19 protein-coding genes and 1 riboswitch are annotated in these 21,018 nt (G+C 66.0%); of the genes, 7 read left to right on the forward strand and 12 right to left on the reverse strand.

Translation table 11 applies throughout. From position 1 onward, the window contains the following. Nucleotides 1-2 precede the first annotated feature (2 nt). From QWL29_RS21455 to QWL29_RS21485, 7 genes are all read right to left on the reverse strand, one after another. Complete coding sequence (locus QWL29_RS21455; RefSeq protein ID WP_305824909.1) at nucleotides 3-683, reverse strand: GNAT family N-acetyltransferase; 681 nt, start codon at nucleotides 681-683, stop codon at nucleotides 3-5. A gap of 17 nt (nucleotides 684-700) precedes the next feature. Beyond that, nucleotides 701-2,284, reverse strand: coding sequence for a DAHL domain-containing protein (locus QWL29_RS21460; protein ID WP_305824910.1), 1,584 nt, complete (start codon nucleotides 2,282-2,284; stop codon nucleotides 701-703). Between the two features lie 104 nt (nucleotides 2,285-2,388). Beyond that, a complete protein-coding gene (locus tag QWL29_RS21465) occupies nucleotides 2,389-3,135 on the reverse strand; it encodes a CPBP family intramembrane glutamic endopeptidase (protein WP_305824911.1) in 747 nt (248 codons plus the stop codon). A gap of 76 nt (nucleotides 3,136-3,211) precedes the next feature. After that, nucleotides 3,212-4,354 carry a tRNA nucleotidyltransferase/poly(A) polymerase-related protein gene (locus tag QWL29_RS21470; protein ID WP_305824912.1) on the reverse strand — a complete coding sequence of 381 codons (1,143 nt, stop codon included), beginning with the start codon at nucleotides 4,352-4,354 and terminating at the stop codon, nucleotides 3,212-3,214. A gap of 2 nt (nucleotides 4,355-4,356) precedes the next feature. After that, nucleotides 4,357-5,076 (reverse strand): glutathione S-transferase family protein, encoded by a 720-nt coding sequence (locus QWL29_RS21475; RefSeq protein ID WP_305824913.1) that lies wholly within the window; start codon nucleotides 5,074-5,076, stop codon nucleotides 4,357-4,359. A gap of 34 nt (nucleotides 5,077-5,110) precedes the next feature. Beyond that, nucleotides 5,111-6,073, reverse strand: a complete 963-nt coding sequence (locus tag QWL29_RS21480) for a complex I NDUFA9 subunit family protein (RefSeq protein WP_305824914.1) — start codon at nucleotides 6,071-6,073, stop codon at nucleotides 5,111-5,113. A gap of 43 nt (nucleotides 6,074-6,116) precedes the next feature. Continuing rightward, nucleotides 6,117-8,141, reverse strand: a complete 2,025-nt coding sequence (locus QWL29_RS21485; protein WP_370663730.1) for a lytic transglycosylase domain-containing protein — start codon at nucleotides 8,139-8,141, stop codon at nucleotides 6,117-6,119. A 61-nt stretch (nucleotides 8,142-8,202) separates the two neighbouring features. Between QWL29_RS21485 and QWL29_RS21490 the strand changes: the two genes are divergently transcribed. After that, the gene (locus QWL29_RS21490; protein ID WP_502572779.1) at nucleotides 8,203-8,838 is read left to right on the forward strand and encodes a 5-formyltetrahydrofolate cyclo-ligase; all 636 of its coding nucleotides are present in this window, start codon (nucleotides 8,203-8,205) and stop codon (nucleotides 8,836-8,838) included. Nucleotides 8,839-8,951: 113 nt separating this feature from the next. Here the strand turns inward: QWL29_RS21490 and metF are convergent, their stop codons facing one another. From metF to metK, 4 genes are all read right to left on the reverse strand, one after another. Beyond that, on the reverse strand, nucleotides 8,952-9,785 hold the full coding sequence (gene metF / locus QWL29_RS21495; RefSeq protein WP_305824917.1) for a methylenetetrahydrofolate reductase [NAD(P)H]: 834 nt from the start codon (nucleotides 9,783-9,785) through the stop codon (nucleotides 8,952-8,954). Then, nucleotides 9,772-10,125: a phage holin family protein gene (locus QWL29_RS21500; RefSeq protein WP_229436013.1), complete on the reverse strand. Its 354-nt coding sequence runs from the start codon at nucleotides 10,123-10,125 to the stop codon at nucleotides 9,772-9,774. Before QWL29_RS21500 ends, metF begins: the two co-directional genes overlap by 14 nt. A 170-nt stretch (nucleotides 10,126-10,295) precedes the next feature. After that, nucleotides 10,296-11,708: an adenosylhomocysteinase gene (gene ahcY, locus QWL29_RS21505; RefSeq protein ID WP_305824918.1), complete on the reverse strand. Its 1,413-nt coding sequence runs from the start codon at nucleotides 11,706-11,708 to the stop codon at nucleotides 10,296-10,298. A 29-nt stretch (nucleotides 11,709-11,737) separates the two neighbouring features. Further along, a riboswitch (S-adenosyl-L-homocysteine riboswitch) is annotated at nucleotides 11,738-11,809 on the reverse strand. 307 nt (nucleotides 11,810-12,116) lie between these two features. Continuing rightward, nucleotides 12,117-13,283, reverse strand: coding sequence for a methionine adenosyltransferase (gene metK, locus QWL29_RS21510; protein ID WP_305824919.1), 1,167 nt, complete (start codon nucleotides 13,281-13,283; stop codon nucleotides 12,117-12,119). 184 nt (nucleotides 13,284-13,467) lie between these two features. On the opposite strand from metK, the gene QWL29_RS21515 reads away from it, so the two are divergent. Genes QWL29_RS21515 through dapF form a run of 3 tightly spaced genes read left to right on the forward strand, consistent with a single transcriptional unit; the run spans nucleotide 13,468 to nucleotide 16,046 of the window. Further along, nucleotides 13,468-14,319, forward strand: a complete 852-nt coding sequence (locus QWL29_RS21515) for a lysophospholipid acyltransferase family protein (RefSeq protein WP_305824920.1) — start codon at nucleotides 13,468-13,470, stop codon at nucleotides 14,317-14,319. Continuing rightward, nucleotides 14,316-15,182, forward strand: a complete 867-nt coding sequence (locus QWL29_RS21520; RefSeq protein WP_305824921.1) for an LpxL/LpxP family acyltransferase — start codon at nucleotides 14,316-14,318, stop codon at nucleotides 15,180-15,182. The genes QWL29_RS21515 and QWL29_RS21520 overlap by 4 nt, the downstream gene beginning before the upstream one ends. After that, the gene (dapF, locus tag QWL29_RS21525) at nucleotides 15,183-16,046 is read left to right on the forward strand and encodes a diaminopimelate epimerase (RefSeq protein ID WP_305824922.1); all 864 of its coding nucleotides are present in this window, start codon (nucleotides 15,183-15,185) and stop codon (nucleotides 16,044-16,046) included. Nucleotides 16,047-16,095: 49 nt separating this feature from the next. Here dapF and QWL29_RS21530 read toward each other — a convergent pair whose 3' ends face one another. Next, entirely contained in the window at nucleotides 16,096-17,697 is a 1,602-nt protein-coding gene (locus QWL29_RS21530) for a tetratricopeptide repeat protein (RefSeq protein ID WP_305824923.1), read from the reverse strand. A 466-nt stretch (nucleotides 17,698-18,163) separates the two neighbouring features. Between QWL29_RS21530 and QWL29_RS21535 the strand changes: the two genes are divergently transcribed. The 3 genes from QWL29_RS21535 to QWL29_RS21545 all read left to right on the forward strand — a co-directional run bounded on the left by QWL29_RS21535 (nucleotide 18,164) and on the right by QWL29_RS21545 (nucleotide 20,992). Continuing rightward, the gene (locus QWL29_RS21535) at nucleotides 18,164-19,225 is read left to right on the forward strand and encodes a porin (protein ID WP_305824924.1); all 1,062 of its coding nucleotides are present in this window, start codon (nucleotides 18,164-18,166) and stop codon (nucleotides 19,223-19,225) included. Nucleotides 19,226-19,400: 175 nt separating this feature from the next. After that, nucleotides 19,401-20,063 (forward strand): DUF484 family protein, encoded by a 663-nt coding sequence (locus tag QWL29_RS21540; protein WP_305824925.1) that lies wholly within the window; start codon nucleotides 19,401-19,403, stop codon nucleotides 20,061-20,063. A 2-nt stretch (nucleotides 20,064-20,065) separates the two neighbouring features. After that, on the forward strand, nucleotides 20,066-20,992 hold the full coding sequence (locus QWL29_RS21545; RefSeq protein WP_305824926.1) for a tyrosine recombinase XerC: 927 nt from the start codon (nucleotides 20,066-20,068) through the stop codon (nucleotides 20,990-20,992). Nucleotides 20,993-21,018: the final 26 nt, after the last annotated feature.

The following is a 21,018-nucleotide window of genomic DNA, read 5'->3' on the forward strand; positions in this document are numbered from 1 at the left end:
CCTTACTTGGTGCGCTTCCTGGGCGTAAACCACTTCACCGCCGCCCTCGCATTTGCCTTCACGGTGTAATCGATCACCGCCAGCTGTTCGTCCAGCGCCTCGCGCATCACGCTGCCCGGGCTGGGCGGTGGCAGGTGCAGGTAGGCGTCGGCCTCGCCGTATTCGCGCTTGATTTCCATGCCCGCCTTCTTCGCGATGTGCATCATGGTGCGGTTGGTCGACAGGCACTGCATGTACAGGGTGTCGATATCGGAATTGCGGCAGTGGATGGAAGCGCGCTGGAACAGGCGCGTGCCCACGCCCTGCCCGCGCGCGCTGTTTGAGACCGACACGCCGAATTCGGCCACCCGCGCCTTGCTCGTATTCGCCGAGCGCCCCGGTTCGGCCGGCCCGAAGGCCAGGTGGCCGACGCCGACCAGCTGGAACACATTGCTGAACACACCGAACACGATGTCGCGCGAAAAATCGATCTTGTTCACATAGGCGTGGACCTGCTCGTCGGGCAGGACGGTGCCGAAGCGCAGCAGGCGGTCGCTCGTGTCGAGCGCCAAAAAATGCTTGAGCATGCGGCGGCGGTCGCGCTTGCCCAGCGCCTTGACCAGGACAGCCGGACGGTCGGTCTTGCCGGCCAGGCTGGCCAGCCAATGCGTGAGTGGATTTGCGCGGCGCGGGTTCTCGGACATGCCCCTATTCTAGCCCATCACTTACCGGATCCCGCATCGGTATCAAGGCTGCCCCACTGCGCATTCGGGCCGATGATGAAGGTACCCTTGCCGGCCTGCTTTGCCGCGTACATGGCCTTGTCGGCGTCGGCCAGCAGGGCCGCCGCGCCACTCTCGGCGCCGGCGCGGCCGCGTGCGCTGGCGATGCCGATGCTGGCCGAGATCCGCACCGGATTGCCGTCGGCTTCCACGATGCCTTCGATTTCATTGAGCACCGTCTGCGCAACGCGCAGCGCCCCGTCCGGCGTGCCGACGCCTTCGAGCATGATCACGAATTCGTCGCCGCCAAGGCGCGCCAGCACGTCCTCGGCGCGCAGCACCTTCTGCACGCGGCGCGCCACCAGTTGCAGCACCAGGTCGCCGGTGGCATGGCCCCAGGTGTCGTTCACGCCCTTGAAGCCGTCGAGGTCGATGAACATGGCGGCCACCGTGCTGTCGCGCCGCGCCGCGCGCACCAGCGACAGTTCCAGCAGCCGGGTCAACTGGCCATAGTTCACCAGGCCTGTCAGGCTGTCGTGCTGGGCCAGGCGCGCCAGCTTCTTCGACTGCTCTTCCAGCTCGGCGGTGCGCTCGGCCACGCGGTGTTCCAGGGTGTCGTTGGCCGCCTTCAAACGGTGGTTGACGTCGTTGATGATGCGGTAGCTGCGGCGCAGGCGCCAGCCGGCATAGGCCAGCAGTGCCAGCAGCAGGATCGAATAGCCGAACAGGAAACCGCGGTAGCGCTGGCGCTCCAGCACCTCGGCCTGGAAGGCGCGGTCGAATTCGCGGCCCAGGCGCGCCATCGCTTCGCCGGTGCCCAGTGCGGCGATCTGCGCCTCGAGTTCGTTCTCGCGCGGGCGGTTGGCCAGGATGGTGCGGGTGTCGCGCGCCAGGGCGTCGATCCCGTCCATGATGGCCTGCGAAAAGCGCGACTTCTGCGGCTCGATCTGGGCCAGGGTGATCTCGATGCGCCGGGCCAGGCCCGGGGTCGGCGCCAGATTGTAGCGCAGGGTGTCGGCCAGCAGGTCGTTGAGCAGCGCGTCGATGCGCACCACCACGCGGCCCGGCGCCAGCGCGCCCTCGATGCCGCCCAGTTCCGTCTTCAGGTCGGCCAGCGCCGGCGGCAGCGACTGCAGGGCGGCGCGCAGCGGCGGGTTCAGGCTGCGGAACTCGGCCACCAGGTCGGCCTTCATGCGCAGCGACGCGGCCAGCGCCGTATGCGCCTGGCGCGCGGCGCGGTCGCGCGTGGGCGGCAGCGCGTCTTCCAGGTCGCCCATCAGTTCGCGCATCTGCGCCACCGGCGCGGCCAGGCGCGCGTCGGCCAGGCCGCTGCCGATGTGGGCGCGCAGCAGGTCGGCATCCCAGCCGGCGTCGAGCTGCTGCAGCTCGTGCAGCTGGAATATCACGCGGTTCTGGTTGTCGACGTCGACCCCGGTGGTGCGCGTGTACAGCACCGCCAGCAGCGCGATCAGCACCGCCGCCGCGCCCGCGACGAACTGCAGACGCCTGCGTGGATGCAGCGCCTCCATCCGGCGCATGGTGCCGGCAAATACCTGGTCCGACCAACGTAACAATTTACCCATAGTGGGAGGAGCATAGCGCAAGCGTGGGGCCGTTCGCGCACGCGCTTGTAACAAGAGTTAACGGAAGAGTTGAGCGACGAGCCCAGTACAAATCGAGCGACGCGTCAGGCCGGCCAGAGGCGGGCGAATATCCAGCCGTTCATGGCGGCGTTGAAGGCGGCGTGCGCCAGGACGGCGGACCAGATGGAGTCGCTGCGCCTGCGCAGCCAGGCAAAAGCCAGCGACAGCAGGAACATCTGTGCCACCCACAGGGCGCCGGATACCGGCAGGATGGTCCACCCCAAGCTCGTTGCCAGGATGCCGTGGTGGCACAGGTGGACCAGGGCGAACCAGGCGGCCTCGCCGAGGGTGGCGCGGGTGGCGCCATGGCGTTCTTCCAGCACCTGTTGCAGCAGGCCGCGAAAGAAGATCTCTTCGCCGATGGGGCTGAACAGGATGGCCACCGAGGTGAATACCAGGTGCAGCTGCACGAGGCTCCAGCCGGCGGTCGGCTGCAGCTGGTAGTTGCGGGCGACGCTGATGTACCAATTGTCCGGCCCCGTGCCGTAGAGCGTGGCGCCGAGCCAGTAGCAGAAGCTGGCCGCCAGGGCGCCGACTGCCAAGCCGGCAAGGAGCCAGGACGGGTGGATGGGACGCTGCAGGCCGATGGCGCGCCGGCCGCTGCGGTCCAGCAGCAGCCAGGGCAGCAGCGCCATGGCGATACACACCAGCATGAACAGGCCGCGCCAGGCAGTGGGCCCGAACATGGCGGCGGCGCGCACCAGCGACGACACGGCGGCAAAGGCCAGCACCAGGCCATAAACCCCGCCGGGCACCGCCTGCCAGCCCGCTTTTGCGCCGATCCGGTTCATCCGCTTCTCCGCAAGCCCATGAAGAGCTCGACTATACGAAGTGCGGACGCGGCTGTCTATATTTTATGCAGCCGCCTTAGGTCGCAGATTCGGGCGCCTGCCCCATCCACGTGCGCACGGCCTCTACACGCGCGGCCAGCACGGCTTCCGGAATCTTCGCCTTGTCCGCGCCGCAGCGGGCGGCGACCTCGCCGGCGTTCACGCCGCGCGCCGCGCCCAGGGCGCCGAGCAGCCAGGGACGCTGTGGATAGGCGCCGCCCAGCGTGGCGCACTCAAGCGCCAGCAGCATGTCGGCAAAACGCTCCGGCTTGCGGTAGGCGTCGCAGCGCGCGAACAGCGCGGCCAGGCGCTCGGCCGGCTCGCCCTGGACGGCGCCGATGGCGCCATGCTCGCGCGCCGTCATCAGGGCCAGGTCGCGGCAGTCGTTCGGCACTTTCAGGCGCGCGCACAGGCTGTCGATGGCCGCCACGTCCAGCACCAGCGCGGCTAAGCGCACCGCCAGCGTGTGTCCGCCCGCGGCGGCATGGTCGATCACGCGCATGGCGCGGACACCGCTGTCCGCTTCCAGCGGGTGCGGCATGTCCCACAGCGCATCGAGTTCGGGCATGATGCGCTCCAGCGCGCCGCAGTCGCGCAACACCGCGAACATGCGCGAGGGCCGCTCTTCCATCAGGCCGCGCGCGATCTCCTGCCAGACGCGCTCGGGCACCAGCGCATCGGCCTCCCCCGCCTCCACCATGGCGCGCATCAGCGCATTCGTTTCCTCGGCCACGCGGAAGTCGGCAAAGCGGGCCGCGAAGCGCGCTACGCGCAGGATGCGCACCGGGTCTTCGGCAAAGGCCTCGGACACATGGCGGAACAGGCGCGCTTCCAGGTCGCGCCGCCCGCCGTAGGGGTCGACGACGATGCCATCGTCGCCACGGGCCATGGCGTTGACGGTGAGGTCGCGCCGCACCAGGTCGTCTTCCAGCGTGACGTCGGGCGAGGTGTGGAATACGAAGCCGTGGTAGCCCGGCGCGGTCTTGCGCTCGGTGCGCGCCAGCGCATATTCTTCCTGGGTCTTCGGATGCAGGAACACGGGAAAGTCCTTGCCCACCGGGCGGAAACCCGCAGCCACCATCTGCTCGGGGGTGGCGCCGACCACGACGTGGTCGTGGTCCTGCACCGGCAGGCCGAGCAGCGCGTCGCGCACGGCGCCGCCGACAACGTAGATCTTCATGCTCATGCGCGCGGCAGGTCCGCGTCGTGGAGCGGGGTCGGATCGGTTTCCAGCATGGCTTCGCGCACCCAGCGCGCCACCGCAGGGTGGGCCAGCACGCGGTCGCAATACGCCTGCAGGGCCGGCGCCAGCGCCACGCCATAGGTCTTGAAGCGCGTGACCACCGGCGCATAAAAGGCGTCGGCGATGGAAAAGTCGCCGAACAGGTATTCGTGGTGGCCGTAGCGCGCCAGGCATTCTTCCCAGATCTCGCAGATGCGGCCGATGTCTGCCTGGGCGCCCGGCGTGCGGCCGCGGCCCGGCAAGCTGGCCTGGATGTTCATCGACATGTCGTTGCGCAGGGCGGCGAAGCCCGCGTGCATCTCGGCGCTGATCGAACGCGCCATGGCGCGCGCGGCCACGTCCTGCGGCCACAGGTGCTTGTCGGGGAACTGCTCGGCCAGGTATTCGCAGATGGCCAGGCTGTCCCAGATCGTCATCTCGCCGGCCAGCAGCACCGGCACCCGGCCCGCCTGCGAATAGTTGGCGATGTTGGTGGCGGTGTCGGGCTGGTCGAGCAGCAGGCGCACTTCGGTGAACGGAATGTTGAAGGCGACCGCCGCCACCCAGGGCCGCATCGACCACGACGAGATGTTCTTGTTGCCGATGACGAGCGTGAGGCCGGGCTGGCGCGCCTTGTTCAGTGCATCGCTGAGGGTCGGGTCGAGTTCCGTGGTCTGCATGGGGTTCCTGTCCAGGGAGAAAGAATAAATACGGTTAGCGGCCGGCGCGGGCGCGCAGGCGGTCGAGGGGTTCGCCCGGCGCCAGGTAATGCGGGGCGACCGACTCGAGCGGAGTGAGCTTGATTCCCAGCGCCGCCGCTGTCAAGTCCTGGACCGCCGGGTCGATCACGTTATCGACGCGCATCGAGTCGAGGTTGTCGCGGGTGAGGACAGGTTCGCCCGGCAGCCGCTCGAACAGCCGTGCCTGGAGACGCGCCAGCCGCTCGGGCAATTCGACGATGGGACGCTCGCAGCCGGCATAACGCCCGGCCAGGCGCACCAGCTCGGCCAGCGTGTAGACGTTCGGCCCGCCGAGCTGGTACACCTGCTGGCGCGTGGCCGGGTCGCGCAGCGCATGCAAAAAGGCGCGGGCCACGTCGCACACGTAGACCGGCTGGAACACGGCATTCGCGCAGGCCAGGGGAATCACCGGGAAGCGCCGCTGCAGGCGCGTGTACACGGTGAGGAAATGGTCGCCCGGCCCGAACACCACCGAGGGGCGGAAAATGGTGGCGGCAACCTCGGGCTGGCTGCGTGCGGCCAGTTCGCCGTCGGCCTTCGAGCGCGCGTACATCGAGGGGCCGTCGATGTTGGCCCCCAGGGCGCTCATGTGCAGGTAGTGCCCGACCCCGCTTACCGCGCAGGCTTCGGCGATGCGGCGCGGCAGGTCCACGTGCAGGCGCCGGAATTCGGGGCCGTAGGGACGGCCGCGGCTGCCGTGCAGGATGCCGGCCAGGTTGATTGCGCTCGTCTGCCCGGCCAGCAGGCGGCGCAGGGTGGCGTCGTCGTGGATGTCGGCCTCGACCACGTCGACACCGGGCAGCATGCTCAGGTGGCGCACGCGCTCGGGGTGGCGCGCGGCGACCAGTACCGGGATGCTCTCCTCGGCCAGCAGCGCCAGCAAGTGGTTGCCGATGAAACCGGTACCGCCGAATACCACCACCGACAGGTCGCGCATGGAGGCCTCGCCAAAAAGGCAATGCAGGATAACTCAGGGCAAATCAAGGCAAGGCGCCCGAGCCTCCCCGCGGTGCGATGGTGCCCAGGCGCGCCTTGAGCGATTGCGGCCGCTTGTCGAACAAAGCGGCATAGTTCGTTGCATTCGACATCACGTTGCGCACATAGGTTCGGGTTTCCGAGAACGGAATCGACTCGACGAAGACCGCGCCTTCCATCGGCGCGTCGAGCACGCCGCGCCAGGTGCGCGAACGCCCCGGGCCGGCGTTGTAGGCGGCAGTGGCCAGCACCTGCGAACCACCATTGTTTTCCAGCACCATGTTCATGTAGTTGGTGCCCAGCGTAATGTTGGTGCGCGCGTCGTGCAGCATGTCGTGCACGAAGTCGGTCAAGCCGATCTTTGCCGCCACCCACTTGCCGGTGGCCGGCATCACCTGCATCAGGCCGGCGGCGCCCACGCCCGAGCGTGCATCGCTGACGAAGCGCGATTCCTGGCGGATCAGGCCGTAGACCCAGGCGGTGTCGAGCGAAAGGTTTTTAGCTGCCGGCTGCAGGATGTCGTTGTGCGGGGCCGGGAAGCGCTGGTTGAAGTCGAGCTCGTTACGCGTGCGCAGCGAGGTTTCGACCATGCGGTCGAGCAGCTCGTTGCGGCGCGCATACTCGGCGGCGGCCAGCAGCTGGCGCTCCGACAAATTGCGCAGCGCCCAGTTCCATTCGCGGTTGCCCTCGGCGCGCAAACGCAGTTCGTAGAACTTCAGGGCCTGGCGCATCGCCGGCAGCGCCGCCACGTAGGCCACTTCTCCCGGCGTGGGCGGCGCGGCCAGCGGCGGCGTGCTCACCAGTTCGCCCAATTCTTCGGTCGCCAGCTGGCCATAGAAATTGTTCGGGGTCGCGATGCGGCGGTACAGGGCCTGCGCATCTTCCTTGCGGCCCTGGGCATCGTGGGCGCGGCCGCGCCAATAGATCCAGCCGGACTCGGCGGCCAGCGCCGGCGGCATGGCGTCGATGGTGGCGGCCACCGTCGCCCAGTCGCCGCGGCGCAGCGCCATGCGGGTTTTCCATTCGAGCTGGAAATTGGTCAGCGGTGCACCGGCGGCGCGCTTCCAGTAATCATGGGCATCGTTCGACAGGACGATCGACGCAGCCAGCGCCACATTCGCCCAGCCGATTGCCCTTTCTTCCGCGCTGAGTTTACTGCTGTTCTTTTCCAGGGCGACGGTGGCCAGCTTCAGGCTGGTGCGCGCCATGCGGCCCAGGGCCACCAGGTAGATTTCGTGTTCGACGCGATTCGCGCCGATGCCGCGCGCCATGGCCACGGCCGGCACGTCGACCGCCTGGGCGGCGCGCGTGTCGGAGGCGCCGAGCAGCGCGGCGATGCGGCGCGAGGGGCCGGTGGCGCCGGTTTCGCCGGCCAGGCGCAGCTGGGCCAGCAGGTCGGCCTGGCTGAACCCGTTCAATTGCGACAGCTGGGTCATCAGTGCCGCGCAGCCTTCGCCGTAGGCAGGCGGGTTGACCAGCAAGGCACGCGCTTCATCGGCCACGCGCTCGCCACGCAGGGCACGCGCCAGCAAGGCATAGCAGCGCACTTGCAGGTCGTCGCTGCGCGTGAGCAGGGCCATTTCGCGCTCGAACAGGTTCCATTCGCGCTGGCGCCCGAGTTCGAGCATCCAGTCGGTGCGCAGGCGGTCGGCCACGGCGCTGCCCTCGAAACGGCGCAGCACGCCGAGGACCTCATCCTGCGTGGCCTCGCGCAAGCGCGGTTTCAGACGATAATATTCGACGTAGCCGGGCAACACGTAGTTCGGCAGGCGCGACGCCAGGGCATGCGTGCGGGCGGCGTTGTTCTGGCGCGCGGCTTCGCGCAGCAGCAGGAAGGTGTCGTCGTCGGCGCGGGATGCCTCGTTGGCCGATACGGCGGCCGAGATAGAGGCAGGCGCGGCAGGAACCGCGGTAGCGCCCGGTACGGGAGAAGTTGCCGCCGGCGGTGCCTCGGCCTCGATGGCAAGATTGGCGGCGGCAACGGTAGCGGCGGCGAAACTGGTGGATGCAACACTGATGGTTGCAAGCACTGCGCCGGAGATCAATTTCCTTGGAAGCAAAAACACAGCTGTTCTACCCTCATTCGATAACATGACCGGCGAATCAAGAATACCACGCACATCAATCGTGCCGCCAGAGAACGCCTCAAGCGGGACGAGCCTGGACCAGGCAACCGCAGCTGCGGCCAAGGCAGCGTTGCGCAAACACCTCAAATCCCAACGTGCCGCGCTGGCTGGTGACGACAAGCGCGATGCCGACCGGCGCATCGGCGCGCAGGTGCTGGCCTGGTGGCGCCGTACCCGTCCACCATTGCTGGCCGTATACTGGCCGCTCGGCGGGGAGCCTGATCTGCACGATCTCTACCGCGCCCTGTCCCTGGACGGCGCGGCACTGGCCTTGCCGGTAGTGCTGCAGCGCCATGCGCCACTGGCTTTTGCCGCCTGGACGCCGGGTGAAGCGATGGGAACGGACTTGACCGGCATTGCGGTGCCGGCCAGTTTGCGCTTCGTCGACCGGCCGCCGGCGCTGCTGGTACCCTGCCTTGGTTTCGACGCAAACGGCTACCGGCTCGGCTATGGCGGCGGCTTCTATGACCGGACCCTGGCCGGCGACATACGGCCGGCGACGCTGGGCGTGGCCTATGACTGCCAGACGGCGCAGTTCGAGGTGGATGTGCACGACCTGCCGCTCGACCTGATCGTGACCGAAGCGACGGATGTGGAATAAGCAGCCGAATAAGCGGTGAAACAAAGCCGTGGAAAGTGCGTCGCATAAAAAATCCCGGCAACGCTTGCCGCGCTGCCGGGATTATCGTATTGCGGTGCTTCTGCCGGAACGACTTATTTTCCCGTCAGGCGCTGCCAGATGGCGGTGGTGGCCGCCGCCTGGTTCATGCTGTAGAAGTGCAGGCCGGGCGCACCGCCGGCCAGCAGGCGCTCGGCCAGGTCCGTTACCACGTCCAGGCCAAAGGCCTTGATCGAGGCGCTGTCGTCGCCGAAGCTGGCCAGCTTCAAACGCACCCAGCGCGGAATCTCGGCGCCGCACATGTCGGAAAAACGCATCAACTGCGTGTAGTTCGTGATCGGCATGATGCCGGCCACGATCGGCACCTCGATGCCCAGCTTGCGTACATTGTCGGCGAACTGGAAATAGGCGTCGGCATTGTAGAAGTACTGGGTGATCGCGGCATTTGCGCCGGCGCCGATCTTGCGTGCGAAGTTCTGCAGGTCGTCCTGGGGCGAACGGGCCTGCGGATGCATTTCCGGATAGGCCGCCACCTCGATGTGGAACCAGTCGCCGGTTTCCTGGCGAATGAATTCCACCAGTTCATTGGCGTAGCGCAGTTCGCCGGCGCCGCCATAGCCGCTCGGCAAATCGCCGCGCAGCGCCACCAGGCGCCGGATGCCCTGCTGCTGGAATTGCTGCAGGATGGCGCGGATCGACGCGCGCGTGGCGCCGATGCAGGACAGGTGGGGCGCCGCGGCATGGCCATCGGCCATGATGTCGAGCACGGTATCGAGGGTGCCCTGCTGGGTCGACCCGCCGGCGCCGAAGGTCACCGAAAAATACGTCGGGTTCAGTTCGGCCAGCTTGCGGCGCGTGACGCGCAGTTTTTCCACGCCTTCGGGGGTCTTGGGCGGGAAGAACTCGATGCTGAAATTATGCGTTTCCATCGTCTTTCAGGAGCAAGGTAGAAAGTGCCCACGAAATGATGCTGTACAGGATAGCTGCCAGGAAGGCCGACCAGAAACCCGCCACCTCGAAACCGCTCACCCAGTGCGACACCAGCCAGAACAGCAAGGCGTTGATAACCAGGATAAACAAGCCCATCGACAGCAGCGTGACGGGCAAGGTCAACAATACCAGCAGGGGCCGGATCAGCGTGTTGACCAGGCCCAGCACCAGCGCGGCGATCAGGGCGGTGCCGACATTGCTGACAGCGACGGAGTGCATCAGGTAAGGCAGGGCCATCAGCGCAGCAGCGTTGATCAGCCAGGTCAGGAGCAGGCGCATGTTCAACTTCTTTCGTGGTGCGTTTCTTGTTATTGGGTAGGAAGACACGGATCATGCCATCGCCATATGACAAGGGCATGATCCGCCATGGGCGGCCATGCCTGCCCATGCGCGGGCGCACGCGGCGCCCGCATTACTGCTACTTAGCGCCGCTACCGCGCCGTTGTTAATTAATAGCGGTAGTGATCCGGCTTGTACGGACCAGCCTGGCTTACCGAGATGTAGGCAGCCTGCTCTTCGGTCAGCGTGGTCAGCTGGGCGTTGAGCTTCTTCAGCTGCAGGCGCGCGACCTTTTCGTCCAGGTGCTTCGGCAGCGTGTAGACGCCGACCGGGTAGTTGGCCGTGTTGGCGAACAGCTCGATCTGGGCGATGGTCTGGTTCGCGAACGACGAGCTCATCACGTACGACGGGTGACCGGTACCGCAGCCCAGGTTCACCAGGCGGCCTTCGGCCAGCAGGATGATGCGCTTGCCATCCGGGAAGATCACGTGGTCGACTTGCGGCTTGATGTTTTCCCACTCGTACTTCTTGATCGCCGCGACTTCGATTTCGTTATCGAAGTGGCCGATGTTGCAGACGATCGCCTGGTCCTTCATCTTGAGCATGTGCTGCTCGGTGATGACGTGGTAGTTGCCGGTGCAGGTGACGAAGATGTCGCCGTGTTCGGCAGCGTAGTCCATGGTCACGACGCGGTAGCCTTCCATCGCCGCCTGCAGTGCGCAGATCGGGTCGATTTCGGTGACCCACACTTGCGCCGACAGGGCGCGCATGGCCTGGGCCGAGCCCTTGCCGACGTCGCCGTAACCGGCGATGACGGCAACCTTGCCGGCGATCATCACGTCGGTGGCGCGCTTGATGCCGTCGACCAGGGACTCACGGCAGCCGTACAGATTGTCGAACTTCGACTTGGTGACGGAATCGTTGACGTTGATCGCCGGGAAGGCGAGCTTTCCTTCCTGGTGCATCTGGTACAGGCGGTGCACGCCGGTGGTGGTTTCCTCGGTCACGCCCAGGATGCATGGCAGGCGCTTCGAGTACCACGACGGGTCTTTCGCCAGGCGGCCCTTGATGGCGTTGAACAGGCAGATTTCTTCTTCCGAGCCAGGGTTGGCCAGCACGGAGATGTCTTTTTCGGCGCGGGTGCCCAGGTGCAGCAGCAGGGTTGCGTCGCCGCCGTCGTCGAGGATCATGTTCGCATGGTTGTCGCCTGGCCACTCGAAGATGCGGTGGGTGTATTCCCAGTATTCGTCCAGGGTTTCGCCCTTGATGGCGAACACCGGCGTGCCGACCGACGCGATGGCGGCGGCGGCGTGGTCCTGGGTCGAGTAGATATTGCACGATGCCCAGCGCACTTGCGCGCCGAGGGCTTCCAGCGTGCGGATCAGCACGGCGGTCTGGATGGTCATGTGCAGGGAACCGGCAATGCGTGCGCCCTTCAGGGGCTGGGTCGCGGCGTATTCCTCGCGGATCGCCATCAGGCCCGGCATTTCGGTTTCGGCGATGCGGATTTCCTTCTCGCCCCACGAGGCCAGGGAGATGTCTGCAACGAGGAAGTCTTGGGTGTCTTTCAGTACGGCGTTCATCACGCCCTCCTTTCAATGTTTAGAAAAAAGTAACGTGAGCGCGGTGTTGATGTCCGAGCCTGGCGAAAAGGAATCTTTTCGTCGCAACGCTCCTCGGAACGGAGTAGTTTAGCACGGATGGCGGTTTCAGGAACCTCAGCGGTGCCCGATTTGCTGCGCCTGCAACATGATTATGTGGCGGGATGTCGTAGGGTGGACTCTTGAGCCCACGCGGTGTGGCACCGTTGAGTAGTCGGGCATGACCGAAGCCGTCAGAGCATCAGCCTTCCAAGCTGAGGGTCGAACGTATCGAACCTTCGTCAATACCAGTGGTATGCATGCGTACCATACCGCGTGGGCACAGGTGCCCACCCTACAAGGGCAAACCCACTCATATCGAAAGGTGGGTTCGAGAACCCACCCTACCAATTACGACAGGCCGGCTTCGGCGCGCAGCAGCGCTGCCTTGTCGGTGCGCTCCCAGGTGAACTCGGGCTCTTCGCGGCCGAAGTGGCCGTAGGCGGCGCTCTTCTGGTAGATCGGGCGCAGCAGGTCGAGCATCTGCACGATGCCTTTCGGGCGCAGGTCGAAGTGTTCCATCACCAGCTTGGCGATCTTCTCGTCGGAGATCACGCCGGTGCCTTCGGTGTACACGGTGATGTTGATCGGACGCGCCACGCCGATCGCGTAGCTGACCTGCACCTGGCACTGGCGCGCCAGGCCGGCGGCAACGATGTTCTTCGCCACGTAGCGTGCGGCGTAGGCGGCCGAGCGGTCGACCTTCGACGGGTCCTTGCCCGAGAACGCGCCGCCGCCGTGCGGGGCTGCGCCGCCGTAGGTGTCGACGATGATCTTGCGGCCGGTCAGGCCGCAGTCGCCCTGCGGGCCGCCGATGACGAAACGGCCGGTCGGGTTGACCAGGTACTTGGTGCCCTGCAGCCATTCGCGCGGCAGGATCGGCTTGATGATTTCCTCGATCACCGCTTCCTCGATCTGCGAGTGGGTGACGTCCGGGTGGTGCTGGGTGGAGAGGACCACGGTGTCGACCGCGACCGGGCGTCCGTCGACGTAGCGCAGGGTGACCTGCGACTTGGCGTCCGGACGCAGCCATGCCAGGCGGCCGTCCTTGCGCAGCTGCGACTGGCGCTCGACCAGGCGGTGGGCGTAGTGGATGGCGGCTGGCATCAGCTCGGCGGTTTCGTCGCAGGCGTAGCCGAACATCAGGCCTTGGTCGCCGGCGCCCTGGTCGAGATCGAGGCCAGCGCCTTCGTCGACGCCCTGGGCGATGTCAGGGGACTGCCTGTCGTAGCAGACCATGACCGCGCAGCCCTTGTAGTCGATGCCGAAGTCGGTGTTGTCGTAGCCGATGCGCTTGATGGTGTTGCGTGCGACGCCGATATAATCGACGTTCGCGTGGGTCGTGATCTCACCTGCCAGCACGACGAGGCCGGTATTGCACAGCGTTTCGGCAGCGACGCGCGCGCGCGGGTCCTGCTCGAGGATGGCGTCGAGAATCGCGTCCGAAATCTGGTCGGCGACTTTGTCGGGATGGCCTTCCGAGACGGATTCGGAAGTGAAGAGATAATCGTTGGACATGAAGGCTCCTGTTACGGTTCATAAAACTGCCGCAGCAACAAGCCTGCGACGCTTTAGCGACATTTATATTCCGCTTCGCAAGTTGTCTATTAACTCGGCGGATCCTGCGTAAAGTGGTATTTTACGCTCCTTTAAGAAATTTTTGGCGGAGGGGGCCGTCTCGTCCTCAACACCGATCAAACGCATGCTAGTTATTTTATTCAGAGTCCTGTCAATTTTCCCCCTGCGCATGCTGCACGCCCTGGGCGCAGCGCTGGGCTGGCTGGTCTATTTACTGTCCCCTTCCTACCGCCGCCGCCTCGACGCCAACCTGGCCCAGGCCGGCTACGGCGCCTATAGACGCGCTGCTGTCGCCGAGGCCGGCAAGGCCATCGTCGAGCTGGCGTTTGTCTGGTGCGGCAAGCCGGAACGCGTGGCACGTCATGCAACAGTGGAAAACTGGGACATGGTCCAGCGCGTGCTCGATGCCGGCCGCGGGATTGTGTTCCTGACGCCACACCTTGGCTGTTTTGAAATGACAGCCCAGCAAATCGCCCTGCACACAGCCTTGACAGTGATGTATCGCCCGCCGCGCAAGGACGCCTTGCGGCCGCTGGTCGAAGGTGCGCGTGCGCGCCACAACCTGCACCTGGCGCCGGCCAACCTGTCGGGCGTGCGCATCCTGGCGAAGACGCTGAAAGGCGGCCAGCCGATCGGCCTGCTGCCCGATCAGGTGCCGCAGGAAGGAGAAGGCACCTGGGCGCCATGGTTCGGTCGCAATGCTTATACGATGACCCTGCCCGCCAAGCTGGCCCAGCTGGGCAAGGCCGACATCCTGCTGGTGTATGCCGAGCGCTTGCCGCAGGGACGTGGCTACGTGGTGCGCTTCGTGCCGTTCGAGGGTGAATTGACGGGTAGCGCCGCCGAGCAGGCCGCCAGCATCAACCGCGCCATGGAACAACTGATTGCACGTGCCCCGGCCCAGTATTTCTGGAGCTATAACCGCTATAAAAAACCGCAAGGCGTCAATGCGCCGCAAGCCGAGGCCGTCGCATGAGGGTCCTGATTGCTTTCCTATGGCTGCTGCATTGGCTGCCGCTGCCCATCCTCGGCCGTTTCGGCGAAGCCATCGGCAGCCTGATGTTCCTGATCCTCGGCAAGCGCCGCCGGATCGCCCTGACCAATTTGCGCCTCTGCCTGCCCGAACTGTCCGACAAGGAACGGCATGCGATTGCGCGCCAGCACTTCCGCGGCTATTCACGCAGCATCTTCGAGCGCTCCATCCTGTGGTGGGCGCCGGAAGCGCGCGTGCGTAAACTCATCCACATCGAGCCGGCGGTGCCCCAGGCCGAGATGGAAGCCGGCCCGACCATCCTGCTGTGTCCGCACTTCGTCTGCCTGGACGTGGCCGGCGTCGCCTCGCGGGTGATCCCGGTGTGCAGCATGTACGTACCGCAAAAGAACGCCGCCTTCGATAAATTGCTGCGCCATGGCCGCGAACGCTATGGCCCGGTGCGCCTGGTCACGCGCAAGGAAGGCATCAAGCCGATCCTGCGCGCGCTGCGCGACGGCCTGCCCTACTTCATGCTGCCGGACATGGACTTCGGCGAAAAAGATGCCGAGTTCGTGCCCTTCTTCGGCGTGCCGGCGGCCACGCTGACCGCGCTCGGCCGCATTGCCGCGACTACCGGCGCCAAGGTGATCCCGGTGGTGGCCACCTTCCTGCCGAACTACCAGGGCTGGCGCGTGCGCTTTTATCCTGCCTGGGAAAATTATCCCGGCACCGACATGGTCGAAGCGACGCGGCGCATGAACGCCTTTATCGAGGAGCGCGTGCGCGAGGCTCCAAGCGAATACTTCTGGACCCATAAACGCTTCAAGACGCGTCCACCCGGCGAACCTTCTTTGTACGACGAATAAATGAAACTCAAGTTCACCAAAATGCACGGCGCCGGTAACGACTTCGTCGTGATCGACGCCATCAACCAGGACATCGATTTCAGCACCGAGCAATGGCGCAAGCTGGGCGACCGCCGCTTCGGCGTGGGCGCCGACCAGATCCTGGTAGTCGAACGGCCGCTTGAACCCGGCTGCGATTTCCGTTACCGCATATTCAATAGCGATGGCGGCGAGGTCGAGCAGTGCGGCAACGGCTCGCGTGCCTTTGTCCGTTTCGTCAGCGAAAAGGGCTTGACCGACAAGCGCAGCATCCGCGTGCAAACCATGGCCGGCATCATCGAGCCGCGCCTGGAAGACGACGGCAGTGTGACGGTCGACATGGGCGCCCCCGTGCTGGATGCGCTGGCCGTGCCCTTCGACAATACCGGCCTGGCGGGCCAGCCCGAAGGCCGCGATACCCTGTGGCCGCTGGACCTGCAGCTGCATGGCGCCGGGCACACCGTGCTGGTATCGGCGGTGTCGATGGGCAATCCGCACGCAGTGCAGGTGGTCGAGGATGTGGACACGGCCCCGGTGGCCGAGCTCGGCCCGCAGATCGAACATTACCCGCGCTTTCCGAAGCGCGTGAACGCCGGCTTCATGCAGGTGGTCGAACGCAATTACGTCAAGCTGCGCGTGTACGAGCGCGGCGCCGGCGAAACCCTGGCCTGCGGCACGGGCGCCTGCGCGGCGGTGGTGTCCGGCATCCGCCGCGGATTACTGGATTCGCCGGTACGGGTGTCGGCGCGCGGCGGCGAACTGTCGATCGCCTGGGCCGGCGAAGGCCAGCCGGTGTACCTGAGCGGTCCCGCCGTCACCGTGTTCGAAGGCGAGATCGATTTGTAATGCAACCAAACAAGCCGCTATATAACAGTGGAGTTGGCCCCTTGCCGTTTCAGGCCGCCATGCCGTAGGGCGCGCCGTTGCGTCGCGCCCCCGGCCCGCCAGGGTTGAGCCCGGGGCCGGCCTCGGCCACCACGGTGCGCAGCCGGTACAGGCGCTGGCGGTAGTTGCCTTCCGGCCCACCTGGGCCGCAATCGATGTGCTCGAACAGGGCCACGATGCGATCGAGCGCCTGGCGTTCCTGGGCGGTGTCGATCATGACCAGGCGCCGCTTGCTGCGCCCGTAGCTGGCACGGATATCGATGACCAGGCAATGCCCCTGGTCGGCGGCATGCAGGTCGACCAGCAGGGCCTCGGCGCGGCTGAGACTGAAGAGCGCCGCCAGTTCCAGCCTTGCGGCCAGCAAGGGATGACTGGAGAGGTCGATCGAATAGTCCAGCAATGCACCGGTTTCGGTGTGCACGGCGTCGAGCAGGCGCGGGGCGATCTTGTGCAGCGCCTCCGCAGCCTCCGGACAGCCGCCGGCCGCCGCCTGCTGCAGCCAGTACACGGCGCGCACGTCGTTGCTTTCGTTTTCGCGGCGCGCACGCCAGGCGTTGTTGCCGCACTCGAGCTGCGCCACCCGGTACCCCATCTCGGCCGCCCTTTCCAGGTAGCGCTGGGCGTCGGCCACATTGCGCTGGGAAAATTCAGGTTTGATGTAGATGCGCGACAGGGCATACCAGGCCGCGGCCAGGCCCTGCTCGCCGGCCAGCATCAGCCAGCGGATCGCCTTCTTGAAATTCGCCGCACCGGCGCCGCCGGCGACCCGGGTGCCGTCGACCTGCATGCGCGCATACCACAGGCCCATGGCCAGCTGGGCGTGCCGGTCGTGTTCGGCGGCGGCGAGTTCCCAGAAAGTGTGCAGTTCGACTTCATCGACGCTGCCAGCGCCTTCCCCGTGTTCGAGCAGGCGCGCCACCCGCGACAGCAGGCCGACTTCGCCTGGGGTCAGGCGTTGGGCCTGCTCCTTGCCGCCCTTGGCCAGCGCACGCGCCAGGGGCAAGGCGCGCTCGAGGTAATCCGTCCAGCGCCCGGCTTCCCAGCTTTGCCCGAGCAGGGCGAACTGGGCTTCGGCCAGGCCATTGTCGGCAGCGCGGTGCAGCCAGGGCTGGCCGGGGCCGGCCGTTCCCGCAGCCGCGCCGGGCGCACTGCGCACGGACGGGCCGGTTGCCTGCACGACGCTGCCGGCGGCGGCTTCGGGCTGGCGCGCCAGCAGCCACTGGGCCTCGGCAAAGCCGGCGCGGGCCGCATCCTCGAGCGCGCGCAGGGCTTTCGCGCGCAGCGCCGGCATGGCCGCGCCCGGCTCCTGAAGCAGCAGCTGGGCCAACACCAGGCCGGCGCGCGTGTTGCCTGCATCGTAGGCGCGCTCGTACCAGGGCGCCAGCGGGCCCGCATGCTGGCGCGCCAGCTCGACCGGCACGTGATTGCCGATCAGCTGGCAGGACTCCAGGCAGCCCTGGTGGGCGGCGCGGTCGAGCCAGTGCAGCGCGGTGGGCAGGCTCTGCGGCAGGCCGGCGCTGCCGAACAGGTAGCGCTTGCCGAGCGCGAGCTGGGCATCGGCGCGGCCGGCACGGGCGCCGCGGATGATCGCCAGTTCTTCACGATTAGCCATCGTTCGGGTCTTTACTAGTGGGATGGGGGCAGCAGGAGTGCGATCAGGACCGGCAAGGCGGTGACCGGCGGTTCGGTGCCGCGGCCAAAGTTGCCAATATACAAGAATCGCTCAGATCGCGCCCACACTGCATCGGTTTGGGAAAAGTCTAAGCCAGCACCGGGCCCGTCATGTGCCGAACCGTCCAATGATTGATATCGAACAAGGGCACCGAAACGAAGCGGAACTCAGCCACATTGCAGTGCGGCAAGCACTCCGATGGTGCAACAAGGCGAACTCAGCGTTTCGAAAATACAACAGCACGATTGGTTAAATTGGCTTTCCACCAAGTCCAGCACGCATAATTAACCAATCCGACAATCTTGACGCGTTAAGCAATTACTGTTCACTCGTCCGAGTGTTCAGCAAACTATAAAGTCTCAATGCTCTCTGGATCCCGATTCACCTATAAGAAGGATACGAATAAATGAAAAAGTCACTGATGGCAGTCGCTCTTGTTGGCGCTTTCGCCGGCGTTGCCCACGCACAAACCGCTGTTCAAATCTACGGCACCCTGGACGCAGGCGTCCAGAAGCAGTCCGGCAACACCCTGTCGATCGGCAAGCGCGCCGCCAACACCCTGGGCTTCAAGGGCACCGAAGATCTGGGCAATGGCCTGAAAGCACTGTTCCAACTGGAAATCCGCTATGAGTCGGATACCGGCACCGTCGAAAACGGTTCGCGTCCGCTGTTCCAGGGCCAGAGCCGCGTCGGCCTGCAGGGCGACTTCGGTATGGTCCGCATCGGCCGTGGCCTGACCCCGTACCAGGAAACCATCGGCGCCTTCGAGCCATGGCACGCACTGCCAAACCAGGGCGGTTTCTACACCGACCTGGCAGTTGCCGGCTACAACTCGGCACCGCTGGAGCCGGCCAACTCGTCGAACAACCGCTGGTCGAACGCTTTCTGGTACAACTCGCCTGTCACCAGCGGCTTCCAGGTGAACGCTGCGATCGCCACCAAGGAAGGCGCAGGCGCCAACGGCCGCGCTGTCGGCACCCAATACCCTGTCGGCGCCGAAGCTTCGGCCAACCCGTTCTCGATCTCGACCACCTACAACAATGGTCCTGCAGCCCTGATGCTGGGCTACGAGCGTAACGCCGTCGAAACCAAGGTCTGGTCGGCTGCCGGTTCGTTCATGGCAACCCCGCAACTGAAACTGATGGCCCTGTACACCCACCAGGACCAGGGCAACGCCTTCACCGCGCTGCCAGTGCTGGCGAACGGTGTCCGTGTCGGTCCTGAGACCAACGCATGGGTCCTGGGCGCCAACTACACCATGGGCCCAGGCAAGGTCCTGGTCGGTTACGGCCAGAAAGATCCAGACAACTGGATCAAGACCAAGCAAATGTCGCTGGGCTACGAGTACAGCCTGTCGAAGCGTACCTACGTGTACATCGACGCATCGCGCAAGACCGGCGCTCAGGGCCAGTTCGGCGTGGATCGCTCGGTCAACTACTACGACCTGGGCATCAACCACTCGTTCTAAGCTGATGCGGGCTCCGGCCCGGCAGAATGGATAAGGAAGGCGGACACCGGCAACGGTGTCCGCCTTTTTTCGTTGCAGGCCTGCCTTTGCTGCAGGAACAGCAGGGCCGTTTTTCTGCCCGCCGCCCTGCCGTGCTCGGGTAGAATTGTGCCCACACCATTACTGCAAGCCTGAGATGACCGCCACCCTGGATTCCGCCGCTGTCGCCCAATACCTGGCCGACCACCCCCGCTTTTTCGAAGAACATGCCGGCCTGCTGGGCGAAGTCAAACTGTCGAGTCCGCTGACCGGCAAGGCGGTCTCGCTGCAGGAGCGCCAGATGGAAGTGATGCGCGCCAAATACAACGCGCTCGAGCTGCGCATGGCCGAGCTGCTGCGTACGGCCGCCGACAACACCAAGATCCTGAACAATTTCCACGAATGGCAGCTGACGCTGCTGCGTTCGCAAGGCGGCGCAGCAATGGCGCGTGACCTGGTCGACGGCCTGCGCACACACTTCGGCGTGCCGCAAGCCACCCTGCGCCTGTGGAATGTGGCGACGGAACATGCCGACGCCCCATTCGCGGCCGGCGTGGCCGATGATGCGCGCCTGTTCGCGTCAGGCCTGCGCGCACCCTATTGCGGCCCGAACAAGGACTTCGAAGCCGTGCGCTGGCTGGATGACCCGGCCGCGGTGCGCTCGACCGTGCTGCTGCCGCTGGTAGCCGACGGCAAGACCTTCGGCCTGCTGGTGCTGGGTTCGCCGGATGCCGAACGCTTCAGCCCGGTGATGGCCACCGATTTCCTGGTCCAGCTGGGCAAGAGCGCCAGCACCGCGCTGGCCCCGCTGCGCGCCTGAACATGGACAGCGGCGCGGACTGGGCGCAGCGCTACCTGGGTGAACTGCTCACCCAGCGCCAGCTGTCGCCGCACACGATCGCCGCCTACCGGCGCGACCTGGCCGAACTGGCGCAGCTGGCCGGCCACACCGACTGGCCCAGGCTCAGCCACGCCGACATGCGCCGCTTCGCCGCGCGCCTGCATGGCGCCGGCCAGAATCCGCGCTCGATCGCCCGCAAGCTGTCCGGCTGGCGCGGCTTCTACCAATGGCTGTCGCTGCACGCCGCCCTGCCGGCCAACCCGGTCGACGGCGTGCGCGCCCCGCGCCGCGCCAAGTCGCTGCCGAAGGCGCTGGCCGTCGACGATGCTGTGCAATTGCTGGAAGCAAACCGGCATGGCCATCCCGAACCGGACGAGCTGTGCAACCGCGCCATGTTCGAGCTGCTGTATTCGAGCGGCCTGCGCGTATCCGAACTGGCCGGCCTCGACCTGGCCTATACCGACCACAAGCATGGCGCCTCGCTCGGCTGGTTCGATGCCGCCGCCGGCGACGTCGTGGTGACCGGCAAGGGCGGCAAGATGCGCCGGGTGCCGGTGGGCGGGCCGGCGCGCGAGGCGCTGGCGGCCTGGCTGGCGGTGCGTCCACCGGCGGGCGACGGCAGCGCCGCCCTGTTCCTGTCCAGCCGCGGCACCCGGGTCACGCCGCGCGTGGTGCAGCACCGCCTCAAGCAGCATGCCCTGAAGGCCGGCACCCCGGTGCACGTGCACCCGCACGTGCTGCGCCACTCGTTCGCCTCGCACCTGCTGCAATCGTCGGGCGACTTGCGCGCAGTGCAGGAACTCCTGGGCCACGCCAGCATCACATCGACCCAGGTGTACACGGCGCTCGACTTCCAGCATCTTGCCGCGGTGTATGACCAAGCCCATCCGCGCGCGAAAGCGAAATAGCCAAGGATTCGCCTGAGCTGGCGCAA

Source organism: Massilia brevitalea, assembly GCF_030711405.1.
In the GTDB taxonomy this organism is placed as follows: Bacteria; Pseudomonadota; Gammaproteobacteria; order Burkholderiales; family Burkholderiaceae_D; genus Telluria; species Telluria brevitalea.

Excerpts from the sequence above, each read along its gene's own strand:
- QWL29_RS21455 (WP_305824909.1), bottom strand. The coding sequence starts at position 683 with ATGTCCGAGAACCCGCGCCGCGCAAATCCACTCACGCATTGGCTGGCC.
- QWL29_RS21460 (WP_305824910.1), bottom strand. The coding sequence starts at position 2,284 with ATGGGTAAATTGTTACGTTGGTCGGACCAGGTATTTGCCGGCACCATG.
- QWL29_RS21465 (WP_305824911.1), bottom strand. The coding sequence starts at position 3,135 with ATGAACCGGATCGGCGCAAAAGCGGGCTGGCAGGCGGTGCCCGGCGGG.
- QWL29_RS21470 (WP_305824912.1), bottom strand. The coding sequence starts at position 4,354 with ATGAAGATCTACGTTGTCGGCGGCGCCGTGCGCGACGCGCTGCTCGGC.
- QWL29_RS21475 (WP_305824913.1), bottom strand. The coding sequence starts at position 5,076 with ATGCAGACCACGGAACTCGACCCGACCCTCAGCGATGCACTGAACAAG.
- QWL29_RS21480 (WP_305824914.1), bottom strand. The coding sequence starts at position 6,073 with ATGCGCGACCTGTCGGTGGTGGTATTCGGCGGTACCGGTTTCATCGGC.
- QWL29_RS21490 (WP_502572779.1), top strand. The coding sequence starts at position 8,203 with ATGACCGGCGAATCAAGAATACCACGCACATCAATCGTGCCGCCAGAG.
- metF (WP_305824917.1), bottom strand. The coding sequence starts at position 9,785 with ATGGAAACGCATAATTTCAGCATCGAGTTCTTCCCGCCCAAGACCCCC.
- QWL29_RS21500 (WP_229436013.1), bottom strand. The coding sequence starts at position 10,125 with ATGCGCCTGCTCCTGACCTGGCTGATCAACGCTGCTGCGCTGATGGCC.
- ahcY (WP_305824918.1), bottom strand. The coding sequence starts at position 11,708 with ATGAACGCCGTACTGAAAGACACCCAAGACTTCCTCGTTGCAGACATC.
- metK (WP_305824919.1), bottom strand. The coding sequence starts at position 13,283 with ATGTCCAACGATTATCTCTTCACTTCCGAATCCGTCTCGGAAGGCCAT.
- QWL29_RS21515 (WP_305824920.1), top strand. The coding sequence starts at position 13,468 with ATGCTAGTTATTTTATTCAGAGTCCTGTCAATTTTCCCCCTGCGCATG.
- QWL29_RS21520 (WP_305824921.1), top strand. The coding sequence starts at position 14,316 with ATGAGGGTCCTGATTGCTTTCCTATGGCTGCTGCATTGGCTGCCGCTG.
- dapF (WP_305824922.1), top strand. The coding sequence starts at position 15,183 with ATGAAACTCAAGTTCACCAAAATGCACGGCGCCGGTAACGACTTCGTC.
- QWL29_RS21530 (WP_305824923.1), bottom strand. The coding sequence starts at position 17,697 with ATGGCTAATCGTGAAGAACTGGCGATCATCCGCGGCGCCCGTGCCGGC.
- QWL29_RS21535 (WP_305824924.1), top strand. The coding sequence starts at position 18,164 with ATGAAAAAGTCACTGATGGCAGTCGCTCTTGTTGGCGCTTTCGCCGGC.
- QWL29_RS21540 (WP_305824925.1), top strand. The coding sequence starts at position 19,401 with ATGACCGCCACCCTGGATTCCGCCGCTGTCGCCCAATACCTGGCCGAC.
- QWL29_RS21545 (WP_305824926.1), top strand. The coding sequence starts at position 20,066 with ATGGACAGCGGCGCGGACTGGGCGCAGCGCTACCTGGGTGAACTGCTC.